The 18,667-nt window shown below is 68.0% G+C and carries 19 protein-coding genes; 9 read left to right on the plus strand and 10 right to left on the minus strand.

The genetic code is table 11. The features are described 5' to 3' along the window. Nucleotides 1-58 precede the first annotated feature (58 nt). Nucleotides 59-1,696, plus strand: coding sequence for an alkaline phosphatase D family protein (locus tag ACWPOC_RS13760; RefSeq protein WP_455408842.1), 1,638 nt, complete (start codon nucleotides 59-61; stop codon nucleotides 1,694-1,696). Nucleotides 1,697-1,727: 31 nt separating this feature from the next. On the opposite strand, the gene ACWPOC_RS13765 is transcribed toward ACWPOC_RS13760, so the two are convergent. The 3 genes from ACWPOC_RS13765 to aspS form a co-directional block, all read right to left on the minus strand. After that, nucleotides 1,728-2,891, minus strand: coding sequence for a kinase (locus ACWPOC_RS13765; RefSeq protein WP_455408843.1), 1,164 nt, complete (start codon nucleotides 2,889-2,891; stop codon nucleotides 1,728-1,730). 204 nt (nucleotides 2,892-3,095) lie between these two features. Continuing rightward, the gene (locus ACWPOC_RS13770) at nucleotides 3,096-3,365 is read right to left on the minus strand and encodes a DUF4235 domain-containing protein (RefSeq protein WP_006551422.1); all 270 of its coding nucleotides are present in this window, start codon (nucleotides 3,363-3,365) and stop codon (nucleotides 3,096-3,098) included. Nucleotides 3,366-3,546: 181 nt separating this feature from the next. Beyond that, nucleotides 3,547-5,334: an aspartate--tRNA ligase gene (gene aspS, locus ACWPOC_RS13775; protein WP_159418471.1), complete on the minus strand. Its 1,788-nt coding sequence runs from the start codon at nucleotides 5,332-5,334 to the stop codon at nucleotides 3,547-3,549. Nucleotides 5,335-5,473: 139 nt separating this feature from the next. Between aspS and ypfJ the strand changes: the two genes are divergently transcribed. Beyond that, nucleotides 5,474-6,391, plus strand: a complete 918-nt coding sequence (ypfJ, locus tag ACWPOC_RS13780) for a KPN_02809 family neutral zinc metallopeptidase (protein ID WP_455408844.1) — start codon at nucleotides 5,474-5,476, stop codon at nucleotides 6,389-6,391. 33 nt (nucleotides 6,392-6,424) lie between these two features. Here the strand turns inward: ypfJ and ACWPOC_RS13785 are convergent, their stop codons facing one another. After that, nucleotides 6,425-6,724: a protease inhibitor I42 family protein gene (locus tag ACWPOC_RS13785; RefSeq protein ID WP_006551419.1), complete on the minus strand. Its 300-nt coding sequence runs from the start codon at nucleotides 6,722-6,724 to the stop codon at nucleotides 6,425-6,427. 112 nt (nucleotides 6,725-6,836) lie between these two features. Between ACWPOC_RS13785 and ACWPOC_RS13790 the strand changes: the two genes are divergently transcribed. Next, complete coding sequence (locus tag ACWPOC_RS13790) at nucleotides 6,837-7,340, plus strand: hypothetical protein (protein ID WP_120282400.1); 504 nt, start codon at nucleotides 6,837-6,839, stop codon at nucleotides 7,338-7,340. Between the two features lie 33 nt (nucleotides 7,341-7,373). Then, entirely contained in the window at nucleotides 7,374-8,015 is a 642-nt protein-coding gene (locus tag ACWPOC_RS13795; protein ID WP_455408845.1) for a hypothetical protein, read from the plus strand. A gap of 19 nt (nucleotides 8,016-8,034) precedes the next feature. Here ACWPOC_RS13795 and ACWPOC_RS13800 read toward each other — a convergent pair whose 3' ends face one another. After that, on the minus strand, nucleotides 8,035-8,826 hold the full coding sequence (locus ACWPOC_RS13800; RefSeq protein ID WP_455408846.1) for an SDR family NAD(P)-dependent oxidoreductase: 792 nt from the start codon (nucleotides 8,824-8,826) through the stop codon (nucleotides 8,035-8,037). A gap of 197 nt (nucleotides 8,827-9,023) precedes the next feature. Here ACWPOC_RS13800 and ACWPOC_RS13805 point away from each other — a divergent pair, with 197 nt between their 5' ends. Next, nucleotides 9,024-10,757 (plus strand): RecQ family ATP-dependent DNA helicase, encoded by a 1,734-nt coding sequence (locus ACWPOC_RS13805; protein ID WP_455408905.1) that lies wholly within the window; start codon nucleotides 9,024-9,026, stop codon nucleotides 10,755-10,757. 48 nt (nucleotides 10,758-10,805) lie between these two features. Here the strand turns inward: ACWPOC_RS13805 and ACWPOC_RS13810 are convergent, their stop codons facing one another. Both ACWPOC_RS13810 and ACWPOC_RS13815 read right to left on the minus strand, forming a co-directional pair. Next, a complete protein-coding gene (locus ACWPOC_RS13810) occupies nucleotides 10,806-11,240 on the minus strand; it encodes a DUF4383 domain-containing protein (protein WP_060653197.1) in 435 nt (144 codons plus the stop codon). A gap of 268 nt (nucleotides 11,241-11,508) precedes the next feature. Next, nucleotides 11,509-11,631, minus strand: coding sequence for a hypothetical protein (locus ACWPOC_RS13815; RefSeq protein WP_016691628.1), 123 nt, complete (start codon nucleotides 11,629-11,631; stop codon nucleotides 11,509-11,511). A gap of 426 nt (nucleotides 11,632-12,057) precedes the next feature. Here ACWPOC_RS13815 and ACWPOC_RS13820 point away from each other — a divergent pair, with 426 nt between their 5' ends. Further along, nucleotides 12,058-13,425: a hemolysin family protein gene (locus tag ACWPOC_RS13820; protein WP_455408847.1), complete on the plus strand. Its 1,368-nt coding sequence runs from the start codon at nucleotides 12,058-12,060 to the stop codon at nucleotides 13,423-13,425. Next, a complete protein-coding gene (locus ACWPOC_RS13825) occupies nucleotides 13,418-14,431 on the plus strand; it encodes a hemolysin family protein (protein ID WP_183070692.1) in 1,014 nt (337 codons plus the stop codon). Before ACWPOC_RS13820 ends, ACWPOC_RS13825 begins: the two co-directional genes overlap by 8 nt. 87 nt (nucleotides 14,432-14,518) lie before the next feature. Here the strand turns inward: ACWPOC_RS13825 and ACWPOC_RS13830 are convergent, their stop codons facing one another. Further along, the gene (locus ACWPOC_RS13830; protein WP_455408848.1) at nucleotides 14,519-15,298 is read right to left on the minus strand and encodes a pirin family protein; all 780 of its coding nucleotides are present in this window, start codon (nucleotides 15,296-15,298) and stop codon (nucleotides 14,519-14,521) included. Then, on the minus strand, nucleotides 15,295-16,320 hold the full coding sequence (locus ACWPOC_RS13835) for a pirin family protein (RefSeq protein WP_455408849.1): 1,026 nt from the start codon (nucleotides 16,318-16,320) through the stop codon (nucleotides 15,295-15,297). Before ACWPOC_RS13835 ends, ACWPOC_RS13830 begins: the two co-directional genes overlap by 4 nt. 92 nt (nucleotides 16,321-16,412) lie before the next feature. On the opposite strand from ACWPOC_RS13835, the gene ACWPOC_RS13840 reads away from it, so the two are divergent. Both ACWPOC_RS13840 and ACWPOC_RS13845 read left to right on the plus strand, forming a co-directional pair. Next, a complete protein-coding gene (locus ACWPOC_RS13840; RefSeq protein ID WP_159418479.1) occupies nucleotides 16,413-16,877 on the plus strand; it encodes a MarR family winged helix-turn-helix transcriptional regulator in 465 nt (154 codons plus the stop codon). A gap of 107 nt (nucleotides 16,878-16,984) precedes the next feature. Next, on the plus strand, nucleotides 16,985-17,428 hold the full coding sequence (locus tag ACWPOC_RS13845; protein ID WP_120282391.1) for an acyl-CoA thioesterase: 444 nt from the start codon (nucleotides 16,985-16,987) through the stop codon (nucleotides 17,426-17,428). Between the two features lie 20 nt (nucleotides 17,429-17,448). Here the strand turns inward: ACWPOC_RS13845 and ACWPOC_RS13850 are convergent, their stop codons facing one another. After that, nucleotides 17,449-18,477 (minus strand): Rv2578c family radical SAM protein, encoded by a 1,029-nt coding sequence (locus ACWPOC_RS13850; protein WP_120282390.1) that lies wholly within the window; start codon nucleotides 18,475-18,477, stop codon nucleotides 17,449-17,451. Between the last annotated feature and the right edge of the window lie 190 nt (nucleotides 18,478-18,667).

The following is an 18,667-nucleotide window of genomic DNA, read 5'->3' on the forward strand; positions in this document are numbered from 1 at the left end:
GCGGCGGTGTTCGTCGTTCGCATGGACGGATGACCGACCGTGTGGTCGGATCTTGATCGTGCCCACGACACCGACCGCCGATCATGTGTCCCGCCGCGCCGTGCTCCGGTCGTCGATCCTCGCCGCCGGTGTTGCGGCCTTCGCCTCGACCTCGCAGCACGCGCAGGCATCCCCCGCCGTCTTCGCGCACGGCGTGGCATCGGGAGATCCGTTGCCCGACGCGGTGATCCTGTGGACGCGGGTGACACCCTCGCCGGAGGCGACGCCCGGCTCGGGTGCGGGACCGGACGTCCCGGTCACCTGGGAACTCGCCCGCAGCAGCAGCTTCGACGCCGTGATCGCGAGTGGGACGGTGACGGCGAGTTCCGTCTCCGACCACACGGTCAAGGTCGACGCCCGCGGGCTCACACCGGGCACGACCTACTTCTATCGATTCCGCGCCGGCGGTGCCGTCTCCCCGACCGGCAGGACGTTCACCGCGCCCTCGCACGATGCTGCGGTCGCACGCCTGCGCTTCGGGGTCGTGTCGTGCGCCGACTGGGAGGGCGGCTTCTTCTCCTCCTACCGCCACCTGGCCGCACGCGACGATCTCGACGCCGTGGTGCACCTCGGCGACTATCTGTACGAGTACGCGGCCGGGAAGTTCCCCGTCGCCGGTGGCCGGGGCGTCCGGACGCACGAGCCCGCCCACGAGATCGTGAGTCTCGCCGACTACCGGATCCGGCACGCGCAGTACAAGACCGATCCGAACCTGCAGGCGTTGCACGCGAAGGTGCCGTGGATCGTGATCTGGGACGACCACGAGTCGGCGAACAACGCCTGGGCGGGCGGGGCGGAGAATCACGATCCCCTCGTCGAGGGCGACTGGGCGTCCCGCAAGGCCGCATCGGTGCAGGCCTACGACGAGTGGATGCCGGTTCGCCCGAACGGCGGACGGCTCTACCGGCGCCTGCGGTACGGACAGCTCGCCGAACTGTCGATGCTGGATCTGCGGAGTTATCGCTCCGAGCAGGTCCTCGGAGCCGGACGGCAGGTCGACGATCCGGGTCGCACGATGACCGGACGGGACCAGATGGAGTGGCTCACCGCCGGCCTGGCGAGCTCCCCCACCCGGTGGCAGTTGATCGGCAATTCGGTGATGTTCTCGCCGATCGTGTTGCCGCCCCTCGATCCGCGGACCACCGGAGCACTGACCGAACTCGTCGGAATGCCGGCCGGAGGTCTGCCCTTCAACACCGACCAGTGGGACGGTTACACCGCCGACCGTCGACGGTTGATCGACACCATCACGGCGGCGGGACTGCGCAACGTCGTCTTCCTCACGGGCGACATCCACACCTCGTGGGCGATGGACGTCCCGGTGGACGCCGCCGACTACCCCGGTGCCGGCACCGTCGCCACGGAGTTCGTGGTTCCGTCGGTGACGTCGGCGAACATCGACGAGTTGCTCGGTGTGCCCCCGCGGAGCCTGTCTCCCGCGCTGGAGGCGACGGCGACCGCGACCAACCGGCACGTGCGGTTCGTCGAACTCGATTCGCACGGTTACGGGGTACTCGACGTGACTCCAGACGCGACGCAGATGGAGTGGTTCTTCATCGGCGAGCGCACGGATCCGAACGCGGCCGCGCGCCGCGTCGCGGGATACCGGGTGGCCGACGGCGCGACGAAGATCGAGCCCGCCGCTCCGCTGGCGTAGACGCCGGTCGGCGCCTGCCCGATCGACCGCTCTAACCGGCGGCGCGGTCCTCGAGGTGAGCGAGCACGTCGCGGGCGTGCGCGGCGACGTCGTCGTGGCCTGTCGCGGTGGCGAACTCGGCGAGCAGCGACCAGCGGGCGCGGAGCGCCGGGATGCGCGGCACAGACAGTCCGTGTTCGCGTACCGAGGCGATCCGCGCATGGTCCTCGGGCAGGAACAGGTGCGTGCTCAGCCAGATGCATGCGAGCAGGGCGTCGAGCAGCCGCTCCTCGAGTACCTCGTCGTAGGCCAGCTGCGGCCACATGGCGACGACCTCGGCGCGCCACGCGTCGGCCATCGCACGGATGCGATCGACGGACAGCGGCACCGAACACAGGCACAGCGGGAAGGAGCTGAGTGCGTACGCGATGTCGAGGGTCGCGTCGCGGAAGCCGCCCCATTCGTAGTCGAGGAATTGCACACCCTCGTCGCCGACCACGATGTTGTCGGGGCACAGGTCGGACGGGCTGAAGGCCCGGAAACGCCCGCCGGTGAACAGTTTGGACGCCCGCTCGGCACGCTCGCGCACCGACTCGGGCACCGACAGGCCGAAGTCGGCCTCGAGGAGTTCGGGCACACCCCGCACGGCATCGAGGGCCTGCTGGGACACGGCGTCGGCGACCCGCGCGACATCGGCGCGCCGCAGCAGCGCCGCGAAGTCCTCCTCGCGACCGACGGTCGCCGCATGCATGCGTCCGAGTGCCTGGGCCAGGGCCATCAGGGTGTTCCCCGCGGCCTCGGAACTGTTGCGGAGCACCTCCGACAGAGTGGTCGCGTCGCCGAGGTCGCTGAGCACCAGCAGGCGGGCGTCGAAGTCGTAGGCGAGCAGCTCGGCGCCCGGGCGGTGATCCTTCGCGAGGGCCGTCGTGAACTGGTAGGAGACCGCCTCACGGAGGAAGGCGACCTGCTCGTCCGTCTCGGAACCACGGAAGTCGACGTGACCTGTACCGCGCGAGGGCGGCACCTGCTTGACGACCAGGGTGCGCGGGAGCGAGAACGGATTGGCGGCCACTCGTACCCGTACGACCACCGAACGTCCACTGCCTCCGAGATCCACGGGATCGGTCAGGGTCACCGTGGCGCCGGTACGGCGGGTGAGCAGCGCTTCGGCGGCGTGAACCACCTCGGACACGGGGTCTGCCAATGTTGCGGTCATCACTGCCCAATCTACAGGTTCTCGGTCACGACGAGGTCCTCCACAATGCTCGGATCGAGCAGGACCTTCTTCACCCGTGCCCGGCCCACCAGGTCGCTTTTGTCTGCTTTGCGAGGGAAAATCGCTGTTCATCCGGGCGTGTCCCCGTTCCCGCTCCGGCCGCTCCGCGCCTCGGGCGCCGATCACGATCGGGACACGTCACGATCATTCCGGTGAAACGTGTGTCACCTTCTGAAAACCACGGGCGGTGCCACGATCCACCGCAGCCTTCACGACACCGAAGATCAGACCCTGAAGGGCGGCCGCGATCAGCACGTCCCGGGTGCGCTGCGACAGATCCTGAGGTTCGGGCCGTTCGTCACTGCCGCCGACCTTCTTCCACACCTGGTTGAAGACGGCTCCGGCGAGGATGCCACCTCCCACACTGGCTGCGAGAGCGAGCGGCTTGTAGAAGATCACGCGTGCGTCGGCCATGGATACCTCCTCGATCCGTCGCCCCCGTTGGCGCCGGACCGACGGAATACCCGGGCTCGATCCTCACAAACCTCATCGAGCCCACGAACCTCACCCGGGAACACCGCCGGACGGCACACACGACGGCGCGGTGCCTCCGTCCGGAGACGGGCGACACCGCGCCATCGACAGCTACGGGGGATCAGGCCTTGTCGGCGCCCTCGGTCTCGGGTTCGGGCACGAAGTCGATGCCCGTCTCCTTGCGCTGCTCCGGCGTGATCGGGCCGGGAGCATCGGTCAGCGGATCGACACCGCCACCGGACTTGGGGAACGCGATGACCTCGCGGATCGAGTCCACCCCGGCGAGCAGCGCGGTGATGCGGTCCCAGCCGAAGGCGATGCCACCGTGCGGGGGCGCGCCGTACTTGAACGCCTCGAGCAGGAAGCCGAACTTCTCGTTCGCCTCCTCCTCCGAGATGCCCATCACCTTGAACACCCGCTCCTGGATGTCGGGGCGGTGGATACGGATCGAGCCGCCACCGATCTCGTTGCCGTTGCAGACGATGTCGTAGGCGTACGCCAGCGCCGAACCCGGATCGGTGTCGAAGGTGTCGATGTACTCGGGCTTGGGTGAGGTGAACGCGTGGTGCACCGCGGTCCACGCCGAATGACCGAGGGCCACATCGCCGCTCGCGGTCGCATCGGCCGCCGGCTCGAACAGCGGGGCGTCGACCACCCACACGAACGCCCATGCGTTCGGATCGATCAGATCGAGCTTGCGGGCGATCTCGTCGCGGGCGGCGCCGAGCAGTGCGCGCATCTGCTTGGTGGGACCGGCGGCGAAGAAGATGCAGTCGCCGGGGTTCGCGCCCACATGCGCAGCGAGACCCTCGCGCTCGGTGTCGGTGAGGTTCTTGGCGACCGGACCGCTCAACGTGCCGTCCTCACCGACGAGCACGTAGGCGAGACCCTTGGCACCGCGCTGCTTGGCCCACTCCTGCCATGCGTCGAGCTGACGACGCGGCTGGCTCGCGCCACCGGGCATGACGACGGCACCGACGTACTCGGCCTGGAAGACGCGGAAGGTGGTGTCCTTGAAGAACTCCTTGCACTCCACGAGTTCGATGCCGAAACGCAGATCCGGCTTGTCGGTGCCGAAACGGCGCATGGCCTCGGCGTAGGTCATCCGCGGGATCGGGGTCTCGAGTTCGTAGCCCACCAGGCGCCACAGCGCGTGCAGCACCTCCTCGGCGAGGAGGATCACGTCGTCCTGGTTGACGAACGCCATCTCGATGTCGAGCTGGGTGAACTCGGGCTGACGGTCGGCGCGGAAGTCCTCGTCGCGGTAGCAGCGGGCGATCTGGTAGTAGCGCTCGATGCCGCCGACCATGAGCAGCTGCTTGAACAGCTGCGGGGACTGCGGCAGAGCGTAGAAGTTGCCGGGCTGCAGGCGGGCCGGCACCAGGAAGTCGCGCGCACCCTCCGGTGTGGAGCGGGTGAGGGTCGGGGTCTCGACCTCCACGAACTCGTGGTGGGCAAGCACCGCGCGGGCCGCGGCGTTGACCTTGCTGCGCAGACGGATGGTCTTGCCGGGCTTCTCGCGACGCAGATCCAGGTAGCGGTACTTCAGGCGCGCTTCCTCACCGACCTGGTCGTCGAGCTGGAACGGCAGCGGGGCGGCCTCGTTGAGAACCACGAGCTCGGAGGCGTCGACCTCGATCGCACCGGTCGGGATCTCGAAGTTCTGGTTGCCCTCGGGGCGGACCTCCACCTTGCCGGTGATCCGGACGCAGTACTCCGCGCGAAGCCGGTGCGCCTGCTCGAGGACGCCGGCGCTGCGGAAGACCACCTGCGAGACACCCGAGGCGTCACGCAGGTCGATGAAGATGACCCCGCCGTGATCGCGTCGCCGGGCAACCCAACCGGTGAGGGTGACTGTCTGCTCGGCGTGCTCGGCTCGCAACGAGCCGGCGAGATGGGTGCGCAGCACGGAATTCCTTTCGAAACGATCAGCGACGGGTTCGTCGGCTGTAATCCTACGAAAGACACGATCGGCCCGAGCGCACCCGTACCGAATAGTTCGTGCCAAGCTTGTCCGAATCCGACGAACACAGGAGAAAGCGGCGGCGATGACGTTCAGAGAAGGTGCACGCATGGATGCGGGCCGTGTCCGTACCGGCGGCGGTGGCCGCGGCGGGAAGCTCGCTCTCGGTGGCGGGGCCGGTGGCCTGATCGTCATCATCCTGGCGTTGCTGTTCGGCGGCGATCCGTCCTCGCTGCTCGGCTCGGGAGTGCCCGACACCTCCGGCGATCCGCAGGCCGAGAGCGCACTCGAACAGTGCGAGGTCGGTGGCAGCGCCGCGAACGAGAACGTCGACTGCCGGGTGCTCTACACCGTCGGGTCGCTCGACTCGGTGTGGGAGCAGCAGTTCGCGACCCAGACCGGCGTGGCCTACGTGCAGCCGGAGGTCGAGATCTTCACGTCGGCCACGTCCACCGGGTGCGGCAACGCCACCAGCGACATCGGGCCGTTCTACTGCCCGGCGGATCAGACCGCCTACTTCGACACCAGCTTCTTCGACGAACTCGAGACGCGGTTCGGCGCCAGCGGCGGTCCGCTCGCGCAGGAATACGTCGTCGCCCACGAGTTCGGGCACCACCTGCAGAACCAGCTCGGCGATCTCGGTCGCGCGCAGGCCGACCCGCGCGGCCCCGAATCCGGCGCCGTACGTACGGAACTGCAGGCCGACTGCTACGCCGGGGTGTGGGCCTACCACGCCGACAAGCTGCCCGAGCCGACCACCGGAGAGCCCTTCCTCGTGCCGCTCACCGACACCGACATCCGCGACGCACTGTCGGCCGCATCGGCCGTCGGCGACGACCGGATCCAGCGGGCCGCCACCGGTCGGGTGAACCCGGAGGGCTGGACTCACGGGTCGTCGGAGCAGCGTCAGGCCTGGTTCCTGGCCGGATACCGCACCGGCCGGGTCGACGCGTGCGACACCTACTCGGCGCGCGATCTCGACAACCCGCCCGCCCTGCGCTGAGCCCCGCACCGCAGGGCGAGCGCCGGGACGCCGTCACGCGACGGTGACGGTCATGTTCGCGCGGTCGGCGACCAGGTCGGCATGCTTCCGCATGCGCAGCGAGATGGGCCAGGTACCGGCGCGGCGCGCCTTGAAACAGAAGACCCGCTCGCCGGTCCCTCCCGGCAACGGGTTCTTCGACGGCAGGAATCGGATGTCGCGAAGGACGAGCCCCTCTCCGACCCTCGACGTCGACCAGCAGTAGTCCCGGGAGGTGTTCTCGGGTAGGTGCAACTCGATCGTGTCCCCGACACCGACCGTGACATCTTTCGGACCAGTGGCGATGTGCTTCATGACCTCAGGATAGCCCGCGAATGTGATTTTCCTCACTCTCGTGACGACGGCGCTCGCACACCCGTCGCGACCGCGATGTGTGATGGGACACAAAACGGGGCATTCGTTCTGCATGCACGAAGAACGAGCCGGAATCACACGCAGCGACGCGGTGATGGGAGGACGCCTTCTCGCTCTCGCACACGAGAACGGCTACAGCGAACTGACCGAAGAGGTCGCGGCGCTGGTGTCGAGCGCCGGTTCGGACTCGCCGTCACAGATCACTCCCCCGCTCTACGGGGGCGTGCTGAGGTGGACGGTTTCGACGATCGCCGACGTCGTCGTCGACAAGATCGGCCCGCAGGTGCGCGGCGACGAGAGCTTCGAACTGACCATCCGGACCGAGAGCGGCCGTCACGTCCGGCCGGAGGAACTCCCGCAGCCGGAGAGCACCGTGATGAAAGCGGTCGTCGACGCGCTCGCCGGCGACTCGGTCGCGGCCCGCAGCGACCTCGACGAAGTGGTCTTCGCGATGGACTGGGCGTCGCAGATGGAAGCGTTGGTCGAGGCGGTGCTCTGGCTCGACCGGCTTCTCGACACACCGGTACCGGACGGGAACGACACACCGCCCTGGTGACCCCCACACGCGGAAGGGCGTGAACGGCGAGCGATGCCCGCCTTCACTCCCCTGACCCCCGAGATACTCACGGCCTCCGTCGCCGATCGCGCCGAGGCGCTGACCGCAAGCGTGTGCATCGCCGTGAGCGCACCGGACGCGGCAGACCCGGTGGAATTCGCACAGCGTGTCGCGACGGAACTGAGAACGCGGGGCCGCGCAGCGGACGTCGTCGATCTCCACGATTTCGTCCGGCCCGCATCGCTCCGGCTCGAGCACGGACGGACCGATCCGTACAGCTACCGCCACGACTGGTTCGACTACGCCGCGGTCGACCGGGAGGTGCTGCGCGCGGTACGCGAACATCGACGATGGCTTCCGCGGCTGTGGGACGAACGCACCGACCGTTCGGCGCGCGAGCGCCCGCGGCGAGCGGCGGAGGACCAGATCCTCGTCGTCGCCGGCCCCATGCTTCTCGGCCGTGGTCTCGACTTCGATGTCACCGTCGTCCTGACGATGTCCCGGGGCGCGCTCGAAAGGCGCACACGCCCCGAGGATCACTGGACGATCGACGCGGTGCTCGAACATGACGCGGTGCTCGAACATGCAATGCTCGACCATTCAGGAGCGGACGCGGACGTCCTGGTGCGCTACGACCACCCCACCCGCCCGGCAGTGCGGACGCGATCCGACTGAGCGGTCCTGCCGTCGCGGATCATCGCCCCGATCGAGGTTTGGCCAGGACCCGGTGAACGGCCGAGGTCACCGCGTCGGGCGCCACCGTTCCGAAGACTGCCATGGATTTCGCGAGCACGGAGCCGGGCACCGCGTTCGCCTCGCCGCGCATCAGAGCGGCATAACCGTCGCGCGCGACGTGCGCGGGATCGTCCTTGGGCGCCTTCCCGAGGATCGTGTCGAGCATCCCGGCACGTGCGAAGAAGTGGGTGTCGGTGGCTCCGGGCAGCATCGCGGTGAGCGTGACCCCGCTGCCGTCGAGTTCCTTGCGGACGCCGTCGGTGAAGGACTGCACGAAGGCCTTGGACGCGTTGTACACGGCCTGGTAGGGGCCGGGCATCTTCGACACCACCGACGAGGTGACGAGCATTCGGCCCGAGCCCACCCGCAGCATGTCGTTCAGCAGCAGATGCGCCAAATGCACCGTCGAGCGCACGTTGACGTCGACGACCGAGAGGACATCCTCGAGCTCTGCGTCGACGAACGCTCCGCCGATCCCGACACCGGCGTTGAGCGCAGCCGCCGCCGGGACGCGACCTCCGGCCGTCGCGGCCTCGTGGACCGCCCGGACCCCTTCCGGAGTCCTCAGATCCGCGTGGACCGACACCACCTCCGCACCGGACGTCCGCAGGTCTGCGGCGACCTCGTCCAGAGCATCCGATCTCGCCGCGAGCACGAGGTCGTATCCGTCGGCCGCGAACAGGACCGCCAGTTCCCGGCCTATGCCTCGCGATGCTCCGGTCACCAGAGCGAGAGGTCGAGCGTCGTTCATATCTCCTCCTCGGCACGTATGGCACGCGGGTACCCACACCGCTCGGGGTCGACACGGCACCGGGATCTCACGACTGTTCCGGCTCCGGGTGCGCAACCGTTTGGGGCGGGCACGTCCTCGGGTATGCGGAGGGCACCCTGCGCTCGCACCTTCACGCGCAGTCCCTTCCGAATTCTGGAGTCCACTTGCAGCACAAGATGTATCGGTCGTCGTCCGACAAAGCATCGGAGAATGCACGCGAGGAACTCTGCGTCGCCGCGCAGAAGGTGTTCGGCTGGGACACGCTGCGTCCCGAACAGCTGGACGCGATGGTTCCGCTGCTGGGCGGACGCGACGTCCTCGCCGTGATGGCCACCGGCTCCGGGAAGTCCGCGATCTATCAGGTGCCCTCACTGCTGCTACCGGGGGTGACGGTCGTCGTCTCCCCCTTGATCGCGCTCCAGAACGATCAGATCGCCGGTCTGGACCACTCGGAGGCACCCGAGGCGGTCGCGATCAATTCGCGCCAGCGCGAGTCGGAGAACGAGGCGAACTGGCAGGCCGTGCTCGAACACGACGCCGACTACGTCTTCCTCGCTCCCGAGCAGCTCGCCAAGGACGAGGTCCTGGAGCGCCTGAGAAGCGTGGAGGTCTCGCTCCTCGTCGTCGACGAAGCGCACTGTGTCGCCATGTGGGGCCACGACTTCAGGCCTGAATATCTACGCCTGGGAGACGTGGCCGAGGCCCTGGGCCGGCCACCCGTCGTCGCGCTCACCGCCACCGCCTCACCCCCGGTCCGCGAGGACATCGTCGAGGCGTTGCGCATGCGGGACCCGCTCGTCGTCGCCGGTGGTTTCGACCGGCCGAATCTCGACATCGAGGTGCGCAGGCACACCGACGACGGCGAGAAGCGACGCGCCGTCGTCGAGGCCGTGGCGTCCCTGCCCGGGCCCGGCATCCTGTACGCCGCGACCCGCAAGGACACCGAGCGATACGCCGAGGCCCTGCGTGAACGCGGGATCGATGCGTGCCCGTATCACGCCGGGATGCGCGCGGCCGAGCGCGAGGACGTCCACCTCGGCTTCCTCGACGGTCGCTGTGATGTCGTGGTGGCGACCTCCGCCTTCGGCATGGGCATCGACAAGCCGGACGTGCGTTTCGTCGTGCACGCCTCGATACCGGACTCGGTCGATTCCTACTACCAGCAGATCGGGCGCGCCGGACGCGACGGCGAACCGGCCACCGTCCTGATGTTCTACCGCCCCGAGGATCTGTCGCTCGCGACCTTCTTCACCACCCACAACCCCGACGAGGAGTTGATCGGCCGGGTGTTCTCGGCGGTCCACTCCGCGTCGCCGATGAAGCTCGGACGGCTGCGTACCGAGCTCGACGTGCGGGGGCGGAGACTGGCCAACGCGGTGAACCTGCTCGAACGGTGCGGAGCTCTCGTCTCCGGCCGGCGTGGACTGTCCGCCGCCGACATCCCCCGACGGAAGGCGGTCGAGCGCGCACGCGAGACGGCCGCGTCGGGCGAGCGACTGGACCGATCGCGGGTCGAGATGATGCGCGGCTACGCCGAGACCCGCGGTTGCCGCCGCCGGTTCCTGCTCGGGTACTTCGGCGAGACGCTGTCCGACCCCTGCGGCCGGTGCGACACCTGCCGGGACGGCGCGTCCGACGAGGTCGCCACAGTGTCCGTGCTTCCGGGCGCCGATACTGCCCAGGTGGACTGCGAGACGTCGGCGTTCGCCCCGAACACGCATGTCGTGCATGCCGAGTGGGGACCGGGAGTGGTGATGACCTGCGAGCACGATCGCGTCACCGTCCTGTTCGACAGCGAGGGTTATCGGACACTGTCGCTCGCCGCGGTCGCCGAGTCGGGGGTGCTGAAGGTCGACGACCCCGCACCGGCAGAGTCCGTACCTACCCATGCCGAAGAACCCGTGGCGTGAGGGGCCACGGGTTCTCCGGATCCCGTCATCACGACGGGTGGGTACGGGTCAGGGGCGAACCGTGCCCGGGGTGGTCCGCGTGCGTGTCAGGAGCACACCGAGCGCGATCATGCCCACGCCCAGGACGAAGTGCAGCCAGTCGTCCGCGGAGTTCACCGGCACGAAGTTGGCGCCACTGTCCTTGTCGATGATCAGGCCGTAGATCCAGAGCACCAGGTAGATCGCACCGCCGATGATGAGGAAACTGCGGGCGGTTGCCACGGCCCGGGCCGCAGCGAGCCCCAGGACACCGAACAACAGGTGCACGATGTTGTGCAGGATGGAGACCTGGAAGATCCCCAGGAGCATGGCCTCGGAATGATGGCCTGCGCCCGAGAGCTGGTCGTAGTCCGACGTGACCCCCGGGATGAAGCCGAGGATGCCCACCAGGAGGAAGACAGCGCCCACCACGAGCGCCGCAGTCTGCACCGGCGTTGCCGTCATCGAGCCACGGCCGGGGCTTGGGGTTCGAGATGTCATGTTTCGCGTCCTCTCACCGAACGTCCGTTTGGGTTGAGTGGTCCGAATTACATCCCCCGGTTAGCCGTGACCGAACGAACCCAAACGTCGGTTTCCGTGTTCGAGGACAGAGGTCGAGAACGGCGGTCGAGGGCGGGCGCGGTACTTCACCCCCTGACCGGACGGACACGACCGTGTCCGGACACGACGAAGGCCCGCGGGATCAACCCACGGGCCTTCGAGTCTGCGAGGCTCAGGCCTGGCTGCTGCCGAACGCATCGCCGGCCGCATCAGCGGAACCGGTGAAGAAGTTCAGCACGTCGAACAGGTCGGCGAGGTTACCGAAGAGGTCGACAAGGAACTCGAGTGCAGGCACGGGCTTCTCCCATCAATGGAACAACAACGAAGTTGTGACGACGCGCGTCGACACGCGATCCAATTGTTACCTGCATTCCACGCCAGCGCAGCACATAGATTTGTTATCCAGGCCACAAAAACTCTCTACCAGCGGAAACAGCGAGATATTTGAGAAAATCGGTCAGAAATGTCGTAATCGCTCGGAAATACCCGCGACGGACAATCCGGTCCATTCGGATGATAATCCGGGAGATTACAAGATCGCCTTGTGACCATACCTCCACCCCGGGTGTGGAACTTCCACCCCTGTCCGTTCGTCCTATCCTGTGAATGCACCCGTCCCGACCCGACCCGAGGGAGTCATGAAACCCCCCAAGCGAAAACCTCGAAGACCCGTCCCGCCCAGATATGACGCTCTGCTCGTCACCCGAGCCCGGTCCCCGAAGTGCTGACCGCCCTCGGAATCGCGGCCGGCATTCTTGTCGTTCTCGCCATCACTGCTCTGACCGGCTACTTCGTCGCGCAGGAATTCGCGTACATGGCCGTCGACCGCTCCCGCCTGAAGGCCCGCGCCGAAGGCGGTGACTCGGCTGCGGCCCGCGCACTGGCGGTCACCCGCCGCACCTCCTTCATGCTTTCGGGCGCCCAGCTCGGCATCACCGTCACCGGTCTGCTCGTCGGTTACGTCGCGGAACCGCTGATCGGTAGCGGTCTCGGCGAACTGTTGGGCGGTGTCGGCATCCCCACCGCCGTGGGTGTCGCCGTCGGCACCGTGCTGGCCGTGCTCTTCTCGACGGTGGTCCAGATGGTCTTCGGTGAACTGGTACCGAAGAATCTCGCCATCGCCCGTCCCGAGCCGGTCGCCCGCCGTCTCGCCCTGTCGACGAACGCCTATCTCGCCGTCTTCGGATGGCTGATCAAACTGTTCGACGCGTCGTCGAATCTCCTGCTGCGCGCACTGCGCATCGAGCCGGTACACGACGTCGAGCACTCCGCGACACCGCGCGACCTCGAACACATCGTCGCTGCGTCCCGCGAGACCGGCGAACTTCCGCCGGAATTGTCCACCCTCCTCGACCGGATCCTCGAGTTCCCGACCCGGACCGCCGAACACGCGATGATCCCGCGGTCGCGGGTCGACGTCGTCGAACTGGACGAGCCGGTCGCCACCATCCTCGACAAGATGAGCGAGGGGCACACCCGATACCCGGTGGTGGGCACCTCGTCCGACGATCTGCGCGGTGTCGTGCACCTGCACGACCTCCTCGGCCTCGACACCCCGACGGGCACGGCCGCGGAGGTCTGCCGCCCGCCCGTGATCGTGCCGGCCACGCTGGCACTGCCGGAGGTTCTCACCGAACTGGCCCGGGCCGAGGACGAGATGGCACTGGTGATCGACGAGTACGGCGGTTTCGCCGGCGTCGTCACCCTCGAGGACATCGCGGAGGAACTGGTCGGCGAGATCGCCGACGAGCACGATTCGGCGATGGCCGTCGAGGTCATCCGCCCCGAGGGCGACGGCTGGATCGTCCGCGGCGACGCACACATCGACGAGGTGGCCCGCACCCTCGACCACGAACTGCCCGAGGGCGACTACGAGACGCTCGCCGGCTTGGTCATCACCGAGTTCGGCGGCCTCCCCGAGGTGGGTGACACCGTCCGGATCACGCTGGATCCGGATCCCGCCGAACTGCTGAACGAGGACGGCCCGATCCACAGGATCCTGGTGGCCGAGGTACGCGACATCGACAAGCACGTGCCGTCGTCCGTGCGCGTGACCGTTCTGACGGACGAGGTGACCGGCAATGAGTAATCCTGTGGTTGTCGCGGTCGTGACGATCGGCCTGATCGCCGCCAGCGCGTTCTTCGTCGCGGTCGAGTTCGCGCTCATCGCGGCACGACGACACCGACTGGAGGACGCAGCGACGTCGAGCCGCTCCGCGCGGGCCGCCCTGCGCAGCGCGTCCGAACTGTCGGTGCTCCTCGCGGGATCCCAGCTCGGTATCACGGTGTGCACGCTCGCACTCGGTGCGACGACCAAACCCGCAGTGCACCACTGGCTCACACCGTTGTTCGAGAACTGGGGCGCGCCGCTGTGGCTCGCGGACGTGGCCGGCTTCGTCCTTGCGCTGATCATCGTGACGTTCCTGCACCTCGTCGTCGGCGAGATGGCACCGAAGTCGTGGGCGATCGCCCACCCGGAGAAGTCGGCAACGATGCTGGCGCTGCCCATGCGGGCGTTCATGTGGGTGACCCGGCCGCTGCTCGTCCGGTTGAACCACATGGCGAACTGGTGCCTGCGGAAGGTCGGTGTGGATCCCGTGGATCAGGTCGCCGAAGGTCAGGATCCCGATGCGCTGCGGCATCTGGTCGAGCACTCGGCCACCGTCGGCACGCTCGACGAGCGTTATCACGGGCATCTGAGCAGCGCGCTGGAGCTCGAGACGCTCACGCTCGGCGAGATCGTCACGCCGCAGGCCGAGCCGAGCAGCGTGAAGCCGACCTCGACGGCCGTCGAGATCCGTGAGACGGCCCATCGCACCGGACACCTCCGGTTGCTCGTGCGCGCCAACGGACACGTGGACGGTGTCGTGCACGTGCGCGACAGCCTCCAGGCCGCACCCGGAACCACGGCGACCGAACTGATGCGCCCCGCGCTGACGATCGATGCCGCGACGCCGGTCTACGAGGCGCTGACGACGATGCGGGAGACCAGGAACCACCTGGTCACCGTCACCGAGAACGGACGGATCGTCGGGTTGATCACCCTCTCGGACGTCCTGGCCCGGCTGCTGCCGATGAGCGGCGCCGCGAGCTGACCCACGACGGCGACAGGCCCGTCCCGGATCCTCGGGGCGGGCCTGTCGCCGCTTCCGGTCCGCCGGACCGGTCGGGAGTGTCGGTGTTCAGGAATGTCCGAGTGCGGCGTGCATCTCCCAGACGATGACCTCGGCACCGGTGGCTGTGGTGAGCTGTCGGCCACCACCGCCGGCGATCCGCACCGCGTCTCCTTCGGCGAGAGGTCCGGCTCCCTCGAGTGCGGCTTCGCCCCGGGCGACGAAGAGGTGCACGAAGGGTGCGTCCGGCAGCGTCACGGGGCGATCCGGACGCATCCGCGCGACGTGCATGGCGGCATATCTGTTGCGGATGCGGATGGCGGAATGGTCGGCGTAGGCATCCATTCCGGATGCGACCGGCACGAGTCCGCCGGAGAGCAGTTCGTCGTCGATCTCGAGTTGCTCGTATCCCGGCTCGATCCCGGCTTCGTCCGGCAGCACCCACATCTGCACGAACCGCACCGGTTCGTCGTGCTCGGCGGCATACGACGCGGTGGCACCGGGATAACGCCACGAGTCGTTCTTCTCGGAGTGGAGGATCCCGGAGCCCGCGCTCATGCGCTGCGCGAGACCCGGGTAGATCACCCCGGAATGCCCCGTCGAGTCCTGGTGCACGAGCGATCCGCGGAGCACCCAGGTGACGATTTCCATGTCGCGGTGCGGGTGGGTGTCGAAACCGCTTCCCGGACGGACGATGTCGTCGTTGTTGACCATCAGCATCCCGAAATGCGTGTTGTCGGGATCGTAGTGGTGGCCGAACGAGAAGGAGTGCCTCGAGTCGAGCCAGTCGATCTTCGTGTGGAGGCGGTCGTTCGCGCGGCGGACGTCGAGAATCGGTGCGGTGCTCATGCGGGGTCCTGTGTCGGGCAGTTCGGATCTGCGGTGGGTGGATTGCGGCGGGGGCGGATACGCGCCTGGGGCAGGGGCGGCGCCGGGAGGCGCTCGACCTTGCCGGTGTAGCCGGAGACGCTGCCGAACCGATCGAACCCACGTTCCCAGGCGTCCCGGTAGGCGACGATCTCGTCGTGGTCGCGGCCGACGAAGTTCCACCACATCACGATCTCCTCGCCGAGGGGTGTTCCGCCGAGGAGGACGATACGTGCGGGTTCGTCGGTGGTGTTGGTCAGTTCGAGGGCCGGCACGCCGGTTCCGATGTAGCCGAGCGCGGCACGTGTGAGCACGGCGCCGAACAGCGCGACCGTACCGGTGTCGACGAGCACCCCGTGCTCGAACGACGGATCGACGTCGAGGGTGATGCTCGCCGCGGGGTCCAGGACGATCTCCGCGCCGAGCAGCGGGGTGTACGTCGTCACGGGCGACTCCTGGCCGGCGAGCGAACCGAGGAAGACCTTGACGTCGGCACCGGGCACCCGGACGACCGGCGGCACGTGGCGCTGGAAGTCGCGGGGCGCATCGCGATGTGCGTCGGGCAGTGCCACCCACAACTGCACGCCGTGCAGCGTCGTGGTCGCGGAGGTGGAGACCTCGGAGTGACAGATCCCGTGGCCTCCGGTCATGAGGTTCAACTCCCCCGGCCGGACCATCGCGTGCACGCCGTGACTGTCGCGGTGTTCGATCTCGCCGGTGAACAGCCACGACACCGTCTGCAGTCCGGTGTGGGGGTGCGGTGCGACGTCCATGCCGCCGGTACGGGAGACGTCGTCGGGGCCGTAGTGGTCGACGAAGCACCACGCGCCGATCAGCGAACGCTGCCGTTGCGGAAGCGTGCGGCGCACGGGCATCGCCCGGGGGCCGCCGAGCGGGACCTCACGCGAGGTGATGATCTCCACGCGGGGGCGGAGCGGGTTGCGGATCGGGAGGTCCTCCGTCCGGCAGTGGATTTCCTCGGGACGGGTGTCGGTGTTGCTCATGTCGCTCGACTCCTCTCGGTGGTCCGTCGGTCGACCCGTCCAGTGTGTCACATTTGATTGCGTAGTCAACTAACGCGGGTACACTGGAGATCATGGGAGAAGCGAAGTGGCTCAGCGACGACGAACAGCGCCTGTGGCGCGCGTATCTGGATGCGACGCGCCTGCTGTTCCAGAATCTCGACAAGCAGCTGCTGCGGGACTCCGACATCTCCTTCACCGACTTCGAAATCCTGGTCCTGCTGTCCGAGGCACCCGACCGCCGGATGCGCATGCGCGACCTCGCGGACGCGAGCACCACGACCCGCAGTGGCATCACCCGCGCCGTCTCCCGCATGGAGAACGCGGGATGGGTGCGGCGCGTGGAGTGCGAATCCGACCGACGCGGCGCGTGGGCCGAACTCACGGACGTCGGCTACGCGAGACTCGCCGAGGCGGGCCCCGGCCACGTCGGGGCGGTCCGCGCGAACATGTTCGACCTGCTCTCTCCCGCCGACATCGCCCCCATGACCGAGGCCTTCGCTCGCATGCGCGATCGCATGATCGACGGCAGACGGTAGGCCTTCGCCCCGAGGCGAACTCCGTCCGCACCTCCGGAGCGGGACGCCGGTGGATCACGGATATGTTGACCGGGTCACAGTCACGACCTCCGAAGGCGGTACCTCCCATGCGGTACGACCCGCGACGCACCTCGCTCGACCTGTATCCGTTGCAGCGCACGATCACGCCCCTGTTCGGCGACACGGACGCGCTCGGGCACATCAACAACGTCTCGATCGCCCGCTACTTCGAGCAGGCCCGCGTCCTCGTCATGGAGGCCGTGTCGTCGACCCTGGGCGGTACCCACCCCTTCGAGCGTGCGGTACTCGCGAAGATCGAGATCAACTTCCTGGCCGAGGTGTTCTATCCGCACGACATCGTCATTGCCACCGGTGTCCACCGCATCGGGACGTCGTCGGTGGTGATCGGCTCGGCCCTGTTCCAGCACGGCCGGTGCGTCGCACTCGCCGACTCGGTGGACGTCGGCACCGCCGCCGAAGGCGGATCACGACCGGTTCCCGAAGCATCGCGCGTGGCGTTCGAGAAGTTCCGGCTCGCATACGGCGACTGACGCGCCGCCCACGAACCGCCTCAGAACAGGGTGAGCGCCGTCTCGGGTTCGGGGGCGTGTTCGTCGGTGCGTAGCGCACTCTTCTCCTCGCGCCGAGCGGACGCCCGGACCCCGAGGCGGTGACGTTCGAGCAGGGGCGCGACCCGCTCGTCCAACCACTGCGAGTACTCCGGAGCAACGTAGGCGCCCCGTCCGTAGAGGCGGCGATAGCGTCGCATGAGGGCAGGATGCTCCTGCGCGAGCCACGACAGGAACCACCCGCGGGTCGAGCCGCGCAAGTGCAGCGGTATCACGGTGACCCCCGACGCGCCGACGGCGGCGAGGGAGCCGAACAGCGTGTCGAGGTGCTGTCGCGAGTCGGTGAGGAAGGGCAGCACCGGAGCGACCATGACGTGGCACGACAACCCGGCGTCGACGATCGCCTTCACGAGATCGAGACGGGCCTTCGGTGACGGCGTGCCCGGTTCGATGTGCGCGGCCAGTTCGGGATCGCCGATCGGGAGCGACACCGCGACCGAGACGTCGACCTGACCGGCCGCCAGCGACAGCAGCGGGAGATCGCGGCGCAGCAGCGTGCCCTTCGTGAGAATGGAGAAGGGGGTGCCGGATTCGGCGAACGCCCGGATGACTCCGGGCATCAGCCGGTAGCGCCCCTCTGCCCGTTGGTAGGGATCGGTGTTGGTGCCGAGCGCCACGTGTTCCCGGGTCCAGGATCGTCGCGCGAGTTCGCGGCGCAGGACGGCGGCGACGTTGGTCTTGACGACCAGTTGCGAGTCGAAGTCGTGCCCGGCGTCGAGATCGAGGTACTCGTGCGTGGGCCGGGCGAAGCAGTAACGGCAGGCGTGGGTGCAGCCCCGGAAGGTGTTGACGGTGTACCGGAACGGCAACCGGGAGGCCTCCGGCGTCCTGTTCAGCGCGCTCTTGCACAGCACCTCGTGGAAGGTGACGCCCTCGAACTCCGGTGTGCGGACACTACGGACGAGGCCGGCCCGTTCGAGGCCCGGCAGAGCTCCGTCGTCCGCGTCCACAGTCTGACCCGCCCACCGCATGCCCTCCAGTCGAACATGTGTGCTATTCGCTGTCAACAGATCGTCCGACATCGTGGTCGATCGGACGGAGCGCACCCGCGGTGCAACGAATACATCGACGTTCCCGCCGGTTCATCCACAGGCAGCCGAGGGTCCGGTGGCTCGCCCGGTGCGCTCGAGTTACAGTGCTCGCCACACTGATCTTCGATGG

This window comes from Rhodococcus sp. 5G237 (assembly GCF_053764735.1).